Origin of the sequence: Kocuria sp. SL71 (assembly GCF_026672465.1) — a bacterium.
Taxonomy (GTDB): Bacteria; Actinomycetota; Actinomycetes; order Actinomycetales; family Micrococcaceae; genus Kocuria; species Kocuria palustris.
Window position 1 is genome coordinate 2,808,027 of the sequence record NZ_JAPPRE010000001.1, and the last position, 14,993, is coordinate 2,823,019.

Below are 14,993 nucleotides of genomic sequence, written 5' to 3' on the forward strand. Positions count from 1 at the left end.
CTCGGACGACGACGGCGGGGCCGGTGCGCGATGCACCGGCCCCGCCGTCGTCGTTGCGGGAATCTCAGCGGATGCCGCGCATGCCCCGGGTGATCGTGCGGGACAGCGCCAGGGTGATCACGCCGATGCCGATCGTGATCGCGCCCAGGGTGCCGAAGTACACGGCTTCGGAATCGGCGCTGTAGAACCCGGCCAGCGAGCCGGACAGCGCCGTGCCTAGGGCGACGGCCAGGTAGTACAGGGAGATCATCAGCACCGGCATGGCCTCCGGCGAGAGCTTGGTCGACAGCGACAGCCCCACCGGCGAGACCATCAGCTCGCCCATGGTGGCCACCAGCATGATCAGTGCGATCCACCACACGGACACGGCCGCCACCGAGACCTGGGTGAGGAAGATCAGGAACGCCGAGCCCATGAGGATCAGCCCCACGCCGAACTTGGTGGCGGTCACCGGCTGGCGCTTGCCCAAGGTGGTCCACAGGTAGGCGAAGACCGGAGCCAGCAGGATGATGAACGCCGGGTTGAAGGACTGGACCCAGGGGATCGGGACCTGCCAGCCGAACACGTCGAGATCCAGTCGCGTGTCGGCATAGACCGTGATGACGGTGAACTGCTGCTGGAACAGCGCGAAGAACGCCGCCGTGCCGATGAACAGCGGGATGAAGGCGATCACCCGGGAGTGCTCGTCCGCGGTGAGCTTGGAGCTGGTCAGCATGATCGCGAACAGCGCGACGGCCGCGACCACGCACACGGCCACGATCGTTCCGGCCAGATTGGCGGCCGTGAGCAGCCCGCTGGCGACGGCGATCACGACCACCGCGACGGCTGCGATCGCGATGGCGATCCACTTGGGGTAGGCCGAGCGCGGCAGCGGATCCGGCACGACGTGGACCGACGACGGCATGCTGCGGCGGTTCCAGGCGTAGATGCCCAGGCCCAGCGCCATGCCGGCGGCGGCCAGGCCGAAGGCGAGGTGGAAGCCCCATTCCCGCTGGGCCCAGCCGGTGAGCAGGGGCCCGAGCAGGCCGCCGATGTTCACGGACATGTAGAAGATCGAGAACCCGCCGTCGCGGCGGGTGTCCTCTCGCGTGTAGAGCGAGCCCACCAGGTTGGTGATGTTCGCCTTGAGCCCGCCCGAGCCGATCGCGATGAGCCCCAGGCCGATGCCGAGGCCCCAGACGGCAGGGATCAGCGCCAGCGAGATGTGCCCGGCCATGATGAGGATGCCGCTGAGGAACATCGCCCGCTCGGAGCCGGTCAGGTGATCGGCCACCCAGCCGCCCAGGATGGCGCACAGGTAGACGGTGCCGCCGTAGGCGCCCACGATTCCGGTGGCCACGGCCGAGTCGATGCCCAGCCCGCCGTCGGCGACCTGCCAGTACATGTAGAGCAGGACGATGCCCTGCATGCCGTAGAAGGAGAAGCGCTCCCACAGCTCGACCGAGAACAGAGGCGCGAGCAGTCGGGGATGGCCGAAGAATCCGCGGTCCGCCTGGGCCTCAGCGGTCGAGGAGCTGGAATCTGGTGGAGGTGTGGTGGGGGACATCCCTGCACTGTGCACCTCATGGCATTCCCGATCGAGCATCTCTGGGGTCGGTCGCGTACCGTGTCGCGAACACCACACTGAACTGCTGTTCCGTGCATGTATTCGCTTGTGTAAACTCGAACTCGATACTGCACTCGACAACGCCCTGGGGGATCCCCATCGCTGCGCCAGTCCTCGCCCCGGTCTCCTCGGTCGGACCTGCTGCCTCCTCATCGCCTCGTCGCCCCGAGATCCAGGGGCTGCGCGGACTCGCCGTCGTCCTCGTGGTGGCCTTCCACTTGTGGGGCTCCGGCGTCTCCGGCGGCGTCGACGTCTTCTTCGTGGTCTCGGCGTATCTGCTGACGATGTCCTTCGCGCGCAAGGCCGAGGAGGGCAGGCCTCTGGCGCTGGTGCGCTACTGGTCGCGCACGTTCGTGCGGCTGCTGATCCCCGTGGCGATCGCGCTGCTGGCGGTGCTGGTCGCGATCCTGGCCTTCTACCCGGCCTCGCGCTGGGATTCCCTCTGGACGCAGCTCTTCGGCGCGGCCACCTACTCGCTGAACTGGGTCCTGGCCGCGGCCTCCGTCGACTACTACGCCGGCGGCGGGGTCGCCTCGAGCCCGGTGCAGCACATGTGGTCGCTGGCCGTGCAGGGGCAGGTCTTCGTGCTGTGGCCGCTGGTGATCGCCGTGGCGCTGGGGCTGTCCAAGGCGACGGGTCGTCGCTTCCGCCCGGTCGCGATCGGGGTTTTCGGCCTCGTGCTGGCGGCCTCGCTGACGGCCTCTGTGATCGTCACCCCGATGGAGCCCGGCCCTGCGTACTTCCACACCGGGCTGCGGCTGTGGGAGTTCGCGCTGGGCTCGCTGGCCGCGCTGATCTTCACCTCGCGGCTTTCGCGACGGGTCTCGCTGGTGCTGGGCTGGGGCGGATTCGCGGCCGTGGTCCTGACGGGCTTCGTGGTCGGCGGCAGCGGCCTCTTCCCCGGCTGGGCGGCGCTGATGCCCACTCTCGGCGCTGTCGCGCTGCTGATCTCGCGGGACGGCGGCGGGCGTCGTGGAGTCCACGTTCCCCTGTCCTGGACCGCTCTGACCTGGCTGGGCGATCGCTCCTACGGCATCTATCTCTGGCACTGGCCGCTGATGATCACCTGGCTGCTGCTCTCGGGCGCGCAGACGGCCTCGCTGGGCGCCGGCCTCCTGATCTTCGCAGCATCGGTCGTGCTGACCCTGGGCACGGAGAGGGCCGTCGTCCGCCTCAGCTCCCCGCAGCGGGCCCGCGCCCGAGCCTCCACACGCAAGGAGCTCGTGCGTCTGGCTGCGATCGTCGCGGCGGTGACGGTGCCGGTCAGCGCGGCGCAGGCGTGGACGATCTCGCAGTCCGAGCTGCAGGCCTCCTACGAGGTCACTCCGGAGAACTACCCGGGTGCGGCCGCTGCCATAGACGGGGCGCCCGAGGCCCCGGACCTGAGGCCCGTGCCCCTGTGGTCCGAGGTCGACGACGAGTGGGGCGATCCTGGCGGTCAGGTCTGCGAGTCCAAGCCGGAGGGCTTCGACGACTCCGCCGAGTGCTACGTCTACGACCCGGCTGCCGGGGATGGGCGAGAGGCGCAGCGCACCGTCGTGCTGCTGGGCGACTCGCACGCCAAGCAGCTCTCCGAGCCCCTGAAGATCGCGGCCGAGAACCGCGACTGGCGCCTGGTCACCTTCGTCTACGCGGGCTGCCGCTACACCGGGCACGACGACGCCCTGCCGCCCGAGTGCAATGACTTCAACCGCGCAGCCGAGGCGGCTGTCCTGGAGCTCGACCCGGATGCCGTGATCGCCCAGGGCACCCGGTCCCAGATGCCCGATCAGGACCAGCGCGAGATCGTGGTGCCGCAGTGGAGCGAGGGCGTGGCCGGCTTCCAGGAAGCGGGCATCCCGGTCGTGAGCGTGCGCGACAACCCGCGCTGGGGCCGCGACATGTTCGAGTGCGTCGATCTCTACGGCGAGGACTCCCACCTGTGCGGCGACCCGGTGGACGAGGCGCTGGGCGGCCAGGCGATCGAGGACCAGTGGGCGGACGAGAATCCCGAGGTGCCGCTCGTGGACCTCACCGATCTCTACTGCCCCCACGGGCACTGCGGTCCCACGGTCGGCAACGTGATGATCTATCGCGACCTCGACCACGTCACGGCCATGTTCGGACGGACCACGGCGCCGATGCTCGAGCAGAGGCTCGTGGACGCACTGGGCTGGTGACTGCGCTTGCACGTGTTGGGCCGCAGCTGTCCGCACTTGCGCCCACCTGAATCGAGTGGTGCTGATCATGCGCCGAGTTCCGGCCCCAGGTCAGAGGCTGGTCGTCATGAATTGAAGATTCATGAGAAGTCAGGTTGCTTCACTGCCCATTTCACGGATGGCCCCGTGCAGTGGACCATATATGGAGTGATCCGACAGTGCAGGATCTCCGGCTCCGCCGCGAGAACCCGCCATCGGGTCCGTCGGCGCGCAGCATCGGGGGGTGCGGCGCGCCGGTTGAGCTCAGCTGCAGCAGCCCGAGTGGTCTCTGCGGTCGGGCTCTGGGCCGGGTTCGGTCGGGGGGCCGGACCCGGCCCGCTTTCATGCCCGGACCTTCTCCTGCCCATCAGCGCGACGTTGTGCTCCTTGTGCTGTCGGAGCCGCACGGGAGACTTCCGGCATGACTCAGCAACTCCGCCCAGCTGATGACGTCTCCGGACTCGAGTCGGAGACCCTCGAGCTGCTGCGCGCGCTGACCGGCCGCCCGGATGCCGTCTTCCACCCGGGCCAGTTCCAGGCCATCTCCGCGCTGGTGGCGGATTCCCGTCGGGCTCTGGTCGTGCAGCGCACGGGCTGGGGCAAGTCGGCCGTCTACTTCATCGCGTCCCTGCTGCTGCGCGCCCGCGGGGCAGGCCCCACGCTGATCGTCTCGCCGCTGCTGGCGCTCATGCGCGACCAGGTCGCCGCCGCCGAGCGGGCCGGCGTGCGCGCCGCCTCCATCAGCTCCGCCAATGCCACCGAGTGGGGACAGATCCTCGAGCAGCTGGGCCGGGATGAGATCGACGTCCTGCTCGTGTCACCGGAGCGGCTCAACAACGCGCGCTTCCGGCAGGAGCAGCTGCCGGATCTCGTGCGGCGCATGGGGCTGCTCGTGGTGGATGAGGCCCACTGCATCTCGGACTGGGGCCATGACTTCCGCCCGGACTACCGCCGGATCCGCGACCTGATCGCCCAGCTGCCCAGCACCGTGCCCGTGCTGGCCACCACCGCCACGGCCAATGAGCGCGTCGTGCACGATGTCGAGGAGCAGCTCGGCGTGGGGATCGTGGACGCGCAGCGCGAGCCCGTGCTGACGCTGCGGGGCCCGCTGGCCCGCGATTCCCTGCGCCTGGGGGTGCTGCGGATGCCGTCGAACACCGTGCGCCTGGCCTGGCTGATCGAGCACCTGGGGCAGATGCAGGGCTCTGGGATCATCTACGCCCTGACCATCGGGGCGGCGGAGGACACCACCCAGGCGCTGCGGGACGCCGGGCACGACGTCCGCTCCTACACCGGGCGAACGGACCCCTCGGAGCGCGAGCAGCTCGAGCAGGAGCTCAAGGACAACCGGGTCAAGGCGCTCGTGGCCACCTCGGCGCTGGGCATGGGCTTCGACAAGCCGGATCTGGGCTTCGTGATCCACCTGGGGGCGCCGTCGTCCCCGGTCGCGTACTACCAGCAGGTCGGTCGTGCCGGTCGTGCCACGGACAGCGCGGATGTCCTGCTGCTGCCCGGCAGCGAGGATCGGGAGATCTGGGAGTACTTCGCCACGGCCTCCATGCCCACCGAGGCCAAGGCCACTGCTGTGCTCACCGCGCTCGAGCAGCACGGCGGGCCGCTGGGGCCGGGGGCGCTGGAGGCGCGCGTGGACATCAAGCGCACCCCGCTGACCCTGCTGCTGAAGGTCCTGGCCGTGGACGGGGCGGTCGAGCAGGTGCAGGGCGGCTGGCAGGTCACCGGTCAGCCCTGGCACTACGACTCCGAGCGCTACGACCGCATCCGCCGAGCCCGGGTGGACGAGCAGAACGCCATGCTCGACTACCAGAACAGCTCCAGGTGCCGCATGCAGATGCTGATAGAGCAGCTCGACGACCCCCACGCGGAGCCCTGCGGACGGTGCGACAACTGCGCGGGGCCCTGGTACTCGGATCACGTCAGCGGAGAGGCCTCGCAGGCGGCCACGTCCTCGCTGCAGAAGGCCGGGGTGCTGATCGAGCCGCGGGCGCAGTGGCCCACCGGCATGGACCGGCTCGGCGTGCAGGTCAAGGGCCGGATCCCGGAGGAGGAACGGGCGGAGAACGGCCGTGCGGTCGCGCGCCTGACCGATCTGGGCTGGGGCAACCGGCTGCGGGAGATCTTCCACGACGACGCCGAAGGCTGCCCCGTCGATCAGCAGGTCGATCCCGCCCTGGGCAAGGCGGCGATCGAAGTCCTGGCCGCCTGGGACTGGCAGCGCCGTCCGGCCGGCATCGTGGCCATGCCGTCGCTGTCGCGGCCGCAGCTGGTCTCCTCGCTCGCCCAAGGTCTGTCCCAGGCCGGGCGGATGCCGCTGCTCGGGCAGCTCGGGCTGGCGGAGGGGCACCCGCGGCAGGGCTCAGGGGGCAACGGGGCGTATCGGCTGGCGGCTGTGTGGGAGCGCTTCATCGTCACTCCGCAGATCCAGCAGGGGCTCGACCAGCTGCAGGGCCAACCCGTGCTGCTGATCGACGATCTCGTGGACAGCCGATGGACCCTGACCGTGGCCGCCCGTGCGCTGCGCCGAGCCGGCTCCGGGCCCGTCCTGCCGTTCGTGCTGGCCTCGCGCGGCTGAGCCGGCGCCGTTCCTCATCGGGGGCAGGGCTTCCGCGCTGGTCGGCGGCCGCACGTCGACAGGGTCAGAGCATGCGCTTTGACCCTGCCCGTAGGGGCCATTAGAGTGTCGTTCGCTGTTTGATCAGGAGAGTGCCGCCGTGCACCCTCTGCCACGACAGCATGGAGACGTGCCAGAGCGGCCGAATGGACTTCACTGCTAATGAAGGATCCGGGGAAACCTGGATCGGGGGTTCAAATCCCCCCGTCTCCGCTGAATCAGCCTCGTCAGAGGCGGCAGGACGACCCCCGTGGCGACACGGGGGTCGTTTTTTCGTCGACGCGGACCTCATCTGGCCTTCCGACAAGGAGCTTCGGCGTGAGCACAGCAACTGATCATCCGTCCTCGTCCGAGCACCACGGGCAGTCCGGATCGCAGGACAGCGGCGGCAGCTCGTTCACCGTCGTCCTGGCTTTCGCGGCCAACCTGCTGGTGGCCCTGGCCAAGTCCACGGTCGCCGCGCTGAGCGGATCGGCCTCGATGGTCGCGGAGGCTGCCCACTCCTGGGCCGACACGGGCAATGAGATCTTCCTGCTGGTGGGCGAGCGGCGCTCGCGTCGGGCCCCGGATGCCTCCCACCCGCTGGGCTACGGCCGTGCCGGGTACGTCTGGGCGATGTTCGCTGCGATCGGCCTGTTCGCCGTGGGCTCCGGGGTCTCGATCTGGCACGGCATCCAGTCCTTGGGCGGCGAGGGCGAGGACGGCGGCTACGGCTGGGCCTATCTGGTGCTCGTCGTGTCATTCGTGCTCGAGGGGACGTCGTTCCTGCAGGCGCTGCGCCAGGCCCGTTCCGGCTCCCATGCCCGCCGCGTCAGCCCACTGCGCTACATCCGCACCACCTCGGACTCGATGCTGCGTGCGGTGTTCGCCGAGGACTCGGCCGCGCTCGTCGGCCTGCTGATCGCAGCAGGCGGGATGGTCATGCATCAAATCACCGGCAACGCGATGTGGGATGCCCTGGGCTCCATCCTGGTCGGCGTGCTGCTGGGGGTCGTGGCGGTCGTGCTGATCCGGCGCAATGTCCAGCTGCTCACCGGCGAGGGCGGCAGCCCGCGCGGGCGCAACCGCCTGCTCTCGATCCTCCTCGAGCACCCCGACATCGAGTCCGTGAGCTTGCTGCACACCGAGTGGGTCGGTGCCGACAGGCTGTTCGTCGTGGCCTCCGTGGACGTGACCGGCGATGTCCGGGAGTCCGAGCTGCGCGCCCGGGTCCAGGCCGTCGAAGATCTGCTCGAGCAGGAGCCTGTGGTGCAGCGCGCGCTGCTGACCCTCACCCGGCCCGGAGACCAGACCCGTCTGGGCCTCGAGCCGCTTCCTGAGTGGTACCGCAACGAGTCCTGAGCCGGTCGAGGACCCGATCCTCGCCCCAGACCGGCCGGTTCCCCGTGTGCCCCCTCACCCCCGCCGAGTGGGGAGAGGGGGGGTCAGAGGGTGGCGGTCACCGCTCGCCACATGAAGTCGTAGGACAGCGCGTGCGAGCGTGCGGCCTGGCGGTTGTCGCCGGCACCTGCGTGCCCGCCCTCGAGCGTCTCGTGGAACCAGACCCGCTCGTGGCCCTGCCGCAGCATCCGCTCGGCCATCTTGCGCGCCTGCACGGGTCCCACGCGATCGTCGCTCGTGGCGTTCCAGAACAGCACCGGCGGGTACTGCTGCCCCGATTCGACCAGGTGGTACGGGGAGAACGTGCGCAGCCACTGCCACTGCTCCGGGTCCTCCGGATCGCCGTACTCCGCGATCCACGACGTCCCCGCCGACAGCCTCGTGTAGCGGCGCATGTCCAGCAGCGGCACGCCGCACGAGATGCCCGCGAAGAGCTCCGGATACGCGGTGAGCATGTTGCCCACCAGCAGCCCGCCGTTCGAGCCGCCGGCGCATGCCAGCGTGGACGGGGAGCTCACGCCGCGCTCGTGCAGGTCGCGGGCCACGGCGGCGAAGTCCTCGTAGGCGCGGTGGCGCTGCGACTGCAGGGCAGCCCGGTGCCATGAGGGTCCGTACTCGCCGCCGCCGCGGATGTTCGCGATGACGTAGACGCCCGTGCGGCCGGGTGCGGCCCCGCCCGCGCCTGAGGCCTCGACCTTCCGGGTGAGCCACGACCGCCCGATCACCCCGGAGTAGCCGGGGGTGCGCGAGACCTCGAAGCCGCCGTAGCCGGACAGCAGCGTGGGATTGCGGCCGTCCAGCGGCAGGTCCGAGGGGCCCACCTGGTAGTACGGGATGCGGGTTCCGTCGTCGGAGACGGCCCAGTGCTGCTCGACGCTCAGCCCGGAGGCGTCGAAGAACGACGGCGCCTGCTTGAGCGGACGCGGCAGCGACTGCTCCAGGGTGCCGCGCAGGATCGTCGTGGGGATCAGGAAGCCGCTCGTGGAGACCCAGACGTCGTCGCCGGCCACGGGGTCCTCGTCGTCAACGGCCCACACCGCCGTGGAGCGGTGCTCGCCGGTTCCCTGCATGGGCTCGGATCGCCAGGTACCGGGCTCGATCACGCGGATCTCGGAGGAGACGTCCGAGAGCAGCTGCAGCACCAGGTGCGAGGCGGTCCACGACCAGCCCTGCAGACTCGTGTGCTCATCCGGGGCGAAGACGACCGTCAGGGAGCGGTCGCCGGCCAGGAAGCTCTCGAGCTCGGCCACCAGCAGCGTGCCGGGCGCGTAGTCGCCCCAGGTCTCCTGCGGCCGCAGCAGCAGCCACTGCCGGTGCGGGTCGGCCTCGACGGTCTCGGGGACGTCGATCAGCGCCGGCTCACCGCCGCGAGCCTCATCCAGCAGAGAGGTCCTCGAGCGGAAGAAGTCGATCGCATCCACGGCCACGGTGCGCTCGAAGCCCTCCGTGTGATCGCGGCCCACCCACGCCTGGACGTGATCGGCGGGCACCGAGAACACGACAGGCGCCTCGGCCAGCTCCTGCCCGCGTGACAGCCGGCGCACCTGGGCCGGGTACGACGACGTCGTGGTCGAGCCCGGACCGGTGTCCGTGCCCACATAGAGCGTGTCCGCGTCGAGCCAGGAGACCGAGGTCTTGGCCGCCGGAAGGTCGAAGCCGCCCTCGTCGGCGGGGACGAACCTGCGCGAGAGCAGATCGAACTCGCGGTAGCGGCGGGCGTCGCCGCCGTCCGGGGACAGGGCGATCAGCATGCGTCGCCACTGGCCCTCGGTGTGCTGGGGGCGCAGCAGCCGCACACCGCCCCAGACCCAGGGGACGCCCTCGGCCTCGGCCAGCACGTCCAGGTCCAGGAGCACGTCCCACTGCGGGTCGTCGCTGAGCCATGACTCCCAGGTCGTGCGGCGGAACAGCCCGCGCGGGTGCTCGGCATCGCGCCAGAATCCGTAGTAGTGCTCGCCGTGCTTGGAGACCATGGGGATGCGGTCATCGGAGTCCATGACCTCGAGCGCGGCGGCCTCGAGGCGCTCGAGCTGCGGGGTCAGCAGCAGGGATTCGCTGCGCTCGTTCTGCTCGCGCACCCACTCGAGAGCGGGCTCGCCGTGGATCTCCTCGAGCCACAGGAGGTCGTCGACAGGGTCTTCGGCAGGGGTCTCGGTCATGGTCCCCACCCTAGGGCCCGGCTCCGGGGCCTCAGGCAGGGTCCGCAGTTCCTATGCTGGGGCCATGACCCCTCCGATGCACCCCGACGAGACCCCTGACGACGAGCCCCGCTCCCGCCCCGTGCCCCGTGTGGTCATCGTGGGCTGCGGGCCGCGAGGGCTCTCGGCGCTCGAGCGGGTCGTGGCGCATGCGGCGGCCACGGGGCGGCGGGTGAAGGTCGACGTCGTGGACCCGTTCCCTCCGGGGGCGGGCCACGTGTGGCGCACCCGGCAGTCGCCGCGGTTCCTGATGAACACCCCGTCGCTGTTCCCCACCGTGATCGCGGCCGACGGCGCCCTGGAGGTGCCGCCGCTGGAGCCGCTGCGCGGATGAGCTTCGACGGCTGGCGTCGGGCGATCGTCGAGCGGGGCCTGCCGGTGGAGCTGGACGAGCAGAACCGGGAGGCGCTGCAGCAGCTGGGGGCTGCGGACTTCCCGCAGCGGCGGCTGTACGGCGCCTACCTGGAGTGGGTCTTCCGCACCGTCGTCCAGAACGCGCCGACCACGGTCGAGCTGAGGGTGCACCGCGACGAGGCCGTGGCCGCGCGCAGGGTCGAGACCGGTCGGCACCGCTACGCCGTGGAGATCGGCGGTCAGCAGGAGCTGCTGGCCGATCATGTGGTGCTCGCCCTGGGCCACCTGGACGCGCACCTGAGCCGGGGGCAGAAGGAGCTCGTGGACGGCGCTGCCCAGAACGGGCTGGACTACCGCCCGCCGGTCGTCCCGGCCGACGGCCACTGGGACACGCTGCCGCCGGGTGAGACCGTGCTCGTGCGCGGCATGGGCCTGAACTTCCACGACGTCCTGGCCGAGGTCACCGAGGGCCGCGGCGGCGTGTTCGAGCCCGCCGACGACGGCACCGACCGGCTGGTCTACCGGCCCTCCGGCCAGGAGCCCTTCGTGGTGGCGGGCTCGCGCCGCGGGACGCCGTACCGCGCCAAGCCGGAGATCGGCTCCTACTACGCCCGCAGCCTGGAGCACCGCTTCCTGACCCCGGAGACGATCGAGCAGCTCAGGGGCCAGGGCCCGCTGTCCTTCGAGCGCGTGCTGCTGCCGCTCGTGCAGCGCGATGCCCACCGCACCTACTACCGCACGTACGCGCGCGTGCACGCCGATCGCCTGGGCATGCCCGCCGAGGACTTCCTGGTCGAGCTCGACCGGGTGCTGGGGGTTCCCGACGACGACGCCCCCTCCGGGTTCGCGCGCACCGCACCGGCCGCCCGCAGGGGTGCCGAGCGCGAATGGGCCGAGGACTCGCAGGAGCGCCTGGCCGAGGACACCGCCGAGGGGCTGCCGTGGGAGGTGCGCCTCGAGCGCCTCGTGCAGAGCGCGGTGCCGGCTCCCGAGCGCTTCGACCCCGTGCGGTCGGCCAAGCCCTTCCGCGGGGAGGACTTCGGCTCGCACGAGGAGTATGCGGCCGCCGTCGTGCATCTGCTGGACCGCGATGCCGCAGGCTCAGCCCAGGGTGAGGACGACCCGGCCAAGATGGCCTTCTCGTCGCTGAACTGGTCGCGCACCCTGCTCAAGCAGATCATCGCCGAGGTGGGGCTGAGCGATGCCTCCTGGCACGACGAGCTCCTGCGCACGTTCGCGCCGCTGGTCGAGGGGCTGAGCTCGGGGCCGCCCGCTCTGCGGATCCGTCAGCTGGCGGCGCTGGCCCGGGCCGATGTGGTGCGCTTCCTGGGGCCCGATCCGGTCTTCCGGGTGGACGACGAGCGCGGCTGCTTCGAGGCCAGCTCCCCGTGGGTGGCCGCCGAGCCGTACCGGGCGGGCATCATGCTCGAGGCGATGTCCCCGCCCAACGAGGTCCGGCGCAACATCTCGCCGCTGCTGCAGTCCATGCACGACGCAGGGCTGGTGCGCTCCAAGCCCATGGACACCCGCGACGGCGCCGTGCGGATGCCCGGTGCGGGCCTGGACGTCTCGGAGATCCCCTACCGCACGATCGGCACGGATGACCGGGTCCAGGAGGGCGTGTGGGTGCTGGGGCTGCAGCTGACCTCGGTGCAGTGGGGCACCGCGATCGCCGCCGAGGCCGATGCCCCGGCCGAGCTGGGTGCCCGCACCCTGGCCGACGCCGACCGCGCCGCGCAGCAGATCCTGGACTGAGCCTCCTCGTCAGCCCACTCGCGCACGATCCCGCGCCTGCGTGCCCGGATGCGCCGTTCGCGGGGTGGCGACGCATCCGCGCACGCAGGCGCGAGAGAAGTGGCGAGGCGGATCAGCGGGTCGAGGTGAAGCGGTCCCGCTGCTGCTGGACCCACTCGCGCAGATCGCCGGACGGGCGGCCGCGCTCGGACTTGCGCTCCTCGGCCAGATCGCGGCCGTGCCCGAAGGTCGGCTGATCGGTGGGCTGAGGGCTGGGCTCCGGCGAAGGATCGGTCGGGTCCGTCGGATCAGTGGGCTCGGGCGACGGCTCCTCCGACCCGCTCAGTGCGATCCCCACCAGGGCCGGGTTGTGGTCCGAGGCGCGGAACTGATCCGGAGCGTAGAGATCCACCACGTTGCAGTTCGCCCGCGAGTACTCCATGCCCACGGACTCGTTCGCGTTGATCTCCCAGATGTCCGACCCCGTCACGGCCTCGGCGGCAGCCGGGGAGGCCAGGACGTGGTCCAGCGAGCCGGCCTGCCCATCGAACGAGTAGCTGTGCTGGCCCTCCGGAGCCAGATTCACATACCCGTCCTCGTAGAGCCCGAGCATGGGGTCCTCGTGGGTGTAGGAGTTGAAGTCGCCCACGAGGAACGTGCGATCGGTATCGGCCTTCTCGGAGAAGGACTCGGCGAAGCCCTGCATGGACTCGGCCTGGCGGGTGCGGTCGCCGTTCCAGGAGCCCTGCCCGGTGTCGGCGTTGTCGCCGGAGCCGGAGCCGCCCTTGGACTTGAAGTGGTTCACGACGACGACGAAGTCATCGGCCTCGGTGCCGCCCACGGGGCGGAACTCCTGGGCCAGCGGCTCTCGGGCGTTGTCGAAGTTCGCCTCGTCGACGTGGATCACGGACTCGCCCACGGTCTCGACCTCGCCCGGCTGGTAGATGAACCCGGTGCGGATGACGTCCTCTGCGGCAGGGACCTTGGCGGGGGAGGGGACGTAGTCCCACTTCTGCGTGCCGGCATCCGCATTCAGGGCATCCACCAGGGCGGACAGGGCCTGATCGCGGTCCTTGCCGAAGGCGGCGGAGTTCTCGATCTCCTCGAGCGAGACCACCGAGGAGTCCAGCCCGTTGATCGCCGCGACGATCTTGTCCTGCTGCTGGGCGAACGAGTCCTGGTCGTAGGCCCCGCGCACGTCGCAGTAATCGGCGGTCGTGGGATCGCCCGCGCGGTCCGTGTAGGCCTCGCAGCCGGGCTCGTCCTCGCCCAGAGAGGTGAAGTAGTTGAGCACGTTGAACGTGCCCAGCGTGTAGTCGCCGCCCACGGAGGCCGGGGCGGCATGCTCCGACCGGTCGTTCTCGAACACGGCGGGCACGGCTTCGGGGGTGTCTCCCGTGACCTGCTCGAGCGGCTGGAAGCGCCAGGCATCGTGGCCGTAGCCCAGCACGACCGGCTGATCGAAGCTGACGGTCGAGCCCGTGCGCACCGGATTCTCCAGGGTGAGGTAGGGCAGCGGCTGATCGCCGTAGCGCTCCAGATTCGTGTAATTCCACGTCGAGCCGTCGTCGAGCAGGACGCCGCGGGCGGCGTTGTCGGCCTCGACCGCGGCGGCCTCGGCGGAGCCGTGCGGGGCCACGTCGGTCGGTGTGCGCAGCGGACCCTCGCCGGAGGCCAGCCCGATCTCGCCGTAGGAGTTCAGGCTGTAGTTGTCCGAGACCGTGAATTCTCCGGTGGGCTGCAGCAGCATGCCTTCGAGCTGCTCGCGGGAGGCCTCATCTGCGGGCCAAGCAGTCTCTGCCGGCTTGACGGCCTCGGCCGGGGCGGTGAGCACCTCGATGCCATCGGCCGGAACGGAGATCTGGGTCTGGCCGTAGAACTCGTTCGCCGTCCCGGTGACCTCCACGTGATCGCCGAGCTGGGCCGCGTCGAGGGCCTCGGGGGCGTAGACGAAGATTCCGTGCGAGGCGCCGTGGTCCTCGCCCAGATCGCCGCCTGTTCCCTCGGTCTGGATCTGATAGCCGTTCAGCCCGCCGGTCGCGTAGACGGCGGTGACCACGCCGCGGGTGGAGACCTGCTGGTCCTGGTACGGAGTGGTCTCGCCCTCTCCCTGGATCTCGGCGATCGACAGCTCCTGGGCCGGTCCCGGCTCGGGATCGGGAGTCGGCTCCGGATCCGGCGTCTCGGAGCCGTCGCCTGAGGCCGGGGTGACCTGCGTCGACAGCGAGAAGTCGGCGGAGTTGTCGTCGGTGTCCACCGCGTCGGTGCGGTTCAGCGAGCGCGGGTCGGAGTTCGACGACGGGCTGGTGGCCCCGGTGGACTCGAAGGTGTTGGAGTCGCCGTAGCCCAGCAGGTCCACGACCGACTCTGCGCCGGCCGTGCCCTCCACGACGGAGCCGGTCGGCAGGCTCAGGGGCTGGGAGCCGTTGGAGAGCACCAGGGTGCCGCGGGTGCCCGACGGGTTCAGGCTGCCGCCGGCCTCCACATCGGCCGCGGGCAGCGCTGCCCCGTTGGTGCCGTTGGAGGCTCCGCTGACCAGGAAGTGCTTGCCGGGCTGGATGGTCCCGGACAGGCGCACGGTGTTCGACGTCCCCGCTGTTCCGGTCGCGGAGCGGTACTGCAGCGACCAGCCGTCCAGGCTCACGGGCGCATCAGTTGGGTTGTAGAGCTCCACGAACTTGTGCGAGTAGACCGCGTTGGCCGAGCCGCCGCTGAGATAGGCCTCGTTGATGACGACCTCGTCGCCGGCCGGTGAGGCGCTCGCCGGCGCCAGCGTGCTGAGACCGGCGGGGAGGGCCAGCAGGGCGGCCAGGGGAAGAGCGGCCGAGCGCAGGCGCCCGGTGCGATGCTGGGGGGTCTTCTGGGCAGTCATTTCTGGATTCCCTTCGGAGGATGGGGGCAGGGGGTGAGGACGG

8 protein-coding genes and 1 tRNA gene are annotated in these 14,993 nt (G+C 70.6%); 6 read left to right on the plus strand and 3 right to left on the minus strand.

What is annotated here, in order from left to right:
- Positions 1 to 64: 64 nt before the first annotated feature.
- Complete coding sequence (locus tag OVA15_RS12820; RefSeq protein WP_006214713.1) at positions 65 to 1,546, minus strand: peptide MFS transporter; 1,482 nt, start codon at positions 1,544 to 1,546, stop codon at positions 65 to 67.
- Between the two features lie 92 nt (positions 1,547 to 1,638).
- Here OVA15_RS12820 and OVA15_RS12825 point away from each other — a divergent pair, with 92 nt between their 5' ends.
- From OVA15_RS12825 to OVA15_RS12840, 4 genes are all read left to right on the plus strand, one after another.
- Positions 1,639 to 3,765, plus strand: coding sequence for an acyltransferase family protein (locus tag OVA15_RS12825; RefSeq protein WP_268145445.1), 2,127 nt, complete (start codon positions 1,639 to 1,641; stop codon positions 3,763 to 3,765).
- Between the two features lie 439 nt (positions 3,766 to 4,204).
- The gene (locus OVA15_RS12830) at positions 4,205 to 6,373 is read left to right on the plus strand and encodes a RecQ family ATP-dependent DNA helicase (RefSeq protein WP_268145447.1); all 2,169 of its coding nucleotides are present in this window, start codon (positions 4,205 to 4,207) and stop codon (positions 6,371 to 6,373) included.
- Between the two features lie 163 nt (positions 6,374 to 6,536).
- Positions 6,537 to 6,625 (plus strand) — tRNA-Ser (locus OVA15_RS12835).
- A 105-nt stretch (positions 6,626 to 6,730) separates the two neighbouring features.
- The gene (locus OVA15_RS12840) at positions 6,731 to 7,753 is read left to right on the plus strand and encodes a cation diffusion facilitator family transporter (protein ID WP_268145450.1); all 1,023 of its coding nucleotides are present in this window, start codon (positions 6,731 to 6,733) and stop codon (positions 7,751 to 7,753) included.
- Between the two features lie 83 nt (positions 7,754 to 7,836).
- On the opposite strand, the gene OVA15_RS12845 is transcribed toward OVA15_RS12840, so the two are convergent.
- Positions 7,837 to 9,951 carry a prolyl oligopeptidase family serine peptidase gene (locus tag OVA15_RS12845; protein ID WP_268145452.1) on the minus strand — a complete coding sequence of 705 codons (2,115 nt, stop codon included), beginning with the start codon at positions 9,949 to 9,951 and terminating at the stop codon, positions 7,837 to 7,839.
- 64 nt (positions 9,952 to 10,015) lie between these two features.
- Between OVA15_RS12845 and OVA15_RS12850 the strand changes: the two genes are divergently transcribed.
- On the plus strand, positions 10,016 to 10,324 hold the full coding sequence (locus OVA15_RS12850; RefSeq protein ID WP_268145454.1) for an FAD/NAD(P)-binding protein: 309 nt from the start codon (positions 10,016 to 10,018) through the stop codon (positions 10,322 to 10,324).
- The gene (locus OVA15_RS12855) at positions 10,321 to 12,099 is read left to right on the plus strand and encodes an FAD/NAD(P)-binding protein (RefSeq protein ID WP_268145456.1); all 1,779 of its coding nucleotides are present in this window, start codon (positions 10,321 to 10,323) and stop codon (positions 12,097 to 12,099) included. The genes OVA15_RS12850 and OVA15_RS12855 overlap by 4 nt, the downstream gene beginning before the upstream one ends.
- A gap of 112 nt (positions 12,100 to 12,211) precedes the next feature.
- Here OVA15_RS12855 and OVA15_RS12860 read toward each other — a convergent pair whose 3' ends face one another.
- A complete protein-coding gene (locus OVA15_RS12860) occupies positions 12,212 to 14,950 on the minus strand; it encodes an ExeM/NucH family extracellular endonuclease (RefSeq protein ID WP_268145458.1) in 2,739 nt (912 codons plus the stop codon).
- Positions 14,951 to 14,993 lie beyond the last annotated feature (43 nt).